We start from the raw sequence: 2,290 nt of genomic DNA, 5'->3' as shown, positions 1-2,290 counted from the left end.
TCACAAACCCTGCTATATCAAGGTTTCTGACCTCTAAATAGTTATTTTATACCTATGAACTGTCGAACTCGGGTTAAGCTAGTGAAAGTAAAATCTAGATTTAAAAATTCGAAAGGGGAGGTTATTTAATGAAAAGTAAAGTAAAAGTTCTGATGTTATTTGTATTAGCTTTATCTTTATTAGCAATAGTAGCAGGATGTAGAAGTGATGAAGCTGCAGTTAGCGCAAATGATGATTCATTAGCCGGACGATATGTGGGCTATTCTTGGCAACATGAAGCAGACGGAGTAGACTTTGAGGATACAGGTAGGTATATTGAAACTATCCTTGAGTTGGACGACCACGGAATTATCAAAGATGTTAAAATGCGTTATTTTGAGGAGAATGATGGTTACTGGGGGATTCGCGATGACGATAGTGCAGATATTTGGGTTGACTTCAACGAAGAGCCTACAATAGCTCAAATCGATGGAGATGATCTGCAAAAAGGGAACTCTATGTTTAAAATTTCAACCAATAATATGATGGGTCTTTGGGCCGTAAAAGTAAATGAAAATACTGGAGAAACTGCGGCAGTAGTAGTAGACCCTTGGACTAGATTCCAGTTTGAAATGAAGTTTCCGGCTGACTATGATTTTGAAAATATAACTGTAGGAGAAGGTTTAACTGTTGGAAATGAAGAGCAGTTTATTCCTACTGAAAGAACCAGTGGTGGAGCTACACCTGATTGGGATGCGAAAGCTGATAATACAATCTTTGATATCCACAGCACCTGGAACCATGTAGTTTACGAATACGGTACTTTTGCTGGAATGGATAATGATACTTCTGTAAAAGAGTTTTTAGAAGCTATGGGAGTGGAGTTTGAAGGTGGCACACCGGCTGCAATGGATGTTGAGTATGGTTATCATAGTAAGGGTGGCTGGTCTGGTAATTATGAGGCAGTGGCAGACTATTTAATCGGCCAAGATGCAACGGAGGTAACTTCTTTGGTTGACTGGGAAGGCAACTCTCGTTGGGGAGATGCTGTCAACGAAGATAATATATTTGGAGTAGATGTTCCAAGCGGGGCAACACGTACAGCTCAGAACTCAATGGACGGAATTGCTGGCGCTACAGTAAGAATGTCTAGAGAATGCACATCTTATCAGCGTGCTTTAGTAGAAGCTGGTATTCTTAGTGAAGATGATGTAATCATTGGTCGTTTTTAATTTAGATTATTAGTTTAAAATGATAAAATATTTCTATTAACCCTAAAGGCTCCTACCTATCTAAAAGCAGGAGCCTTTAGGTATTTATGTTTTATTAACTGCTGTTTCCTTTTTTGCTTTTTCAATTTTGTAGTATAGTGACTGGAAATTTGCTGTTTGATTGTGTTATAATTAACTAGGGAAGTAGTTAAAGTGATGTAGGGATTATAAATGACAATTATAGAAAAATCTTAACTTTAACAGTTAAAACAGTTTATAAAATGTCTTCTAATAATATGAGTATGCTATAAGAAGTAATAGTAAAAGCTTAAATGGTAATTATAAAGGAGATAACAATAGTGCTTAAAAAGATGTCACTTAAGGGTAAGATATTTTTAATAGTTATTATTTGTATAATCATTTTATCAGGTACTATTATAATTTATATGGGAAATCAAGCTTTTAACTTAGTAGAAGAGAATCAGAATTTAGAGAAGTATTTTTTAGCTAATACTATGCAGAGAAGAAAGGAAGAACAACTCAATAAAGCAAAGTCTACTGCTTTAAGTATTGCCAATAATCCTGAAATACAGAAAGCCTTTGCGGAGCGCGATAGAGAGAAGCTTTTAGAAATGTTACAAGATTCCTATAGAGAAGTTGAGGATTATTATCCACAATGGCAATTCCATCTTCCTGATTCTACTAGTTTTTTAAGATTACATATGCCTGATAGTTACGGTGATGATCTAAGTAGCTTTAGAGATACTGTAAATGAGGCTAATCAGTCCCAAGAAATAGTAAAAGGACTGGAAAAAGGAGTAGCAGGCTATGGCTTTAGAGTAGTGCTTCCCATTTTTTATGAAGATGAAAACACAAGAGAAGAAATAATTAACCTTTGGGTACAAGGCAAAACCACCTCAGAAGTTGATGAAATTCTTGATATTAATAGAAAAATGCTTAATAAGGTAAAAGCTATTGATAATACCGGTGAAGAAGAAAGTAAAGTTTCTCTATCTTTAGCTGTGTGACGCCCCCTATTGATGTTGGACAAAAGGTTAGTTAACACTTTATAATAATTATAGGGGGTAAAAAATAATGCC

Annotated in this window: 2 protein-coding genes; both read left to right on the top strand. The window is 35.4% G+C overall.

All coding sequences use genetic code 11. The features are described from left to right. Positions 1–128 precede the first annotated feature (128 nt). Entirely contained in the window at positions 129–1,211 is a 1,083-nt protein-coding gene (locus MWH30_RS13645; protein WP_248664651.1) for a hypothetical protein, read from the top strand. A gap of 338 nt (positions 1,212–1,549) precedes the next feature. After that, complete coding sequence (locus MWH30_RS13640) at positions 1,550–2,218, top strand: cache domain-containing protein (protein WP_248664650.1); 669 nt, start codon at positions 1,550–1,552, stop codon at positions 2,216–2,218. Positions 2,219–2,290: the final 72 nt, after the last annotated feature.

The sequence above is a fragment of the Fuchsiella alkaliacetigena genome, from assembly GCF_023227765.1.
Classification (GTDB): domain Bacteria; phylum Bacillota; class Halanaerobiia; order Halobacteroidales; family Acetohalobiaceae; genus Fuchsiella; species Fuchsiella alkaliacetigena.
The sequence above is the reverse complement of the archived record's forward strand: the minus strand, read 5'-3'. Positions and strand labels throughout refer to the sequence as shown.

Excerpts from the sequence above, each read along its gene's own strand:
- MWH30_RS13645 (WP_248664651.1), top strand. The coding sequence starts at position 129 with ATGAAAAGTAAAGTAAAAGTTCTGATGTTATTTGTATTAGCTTTATCT.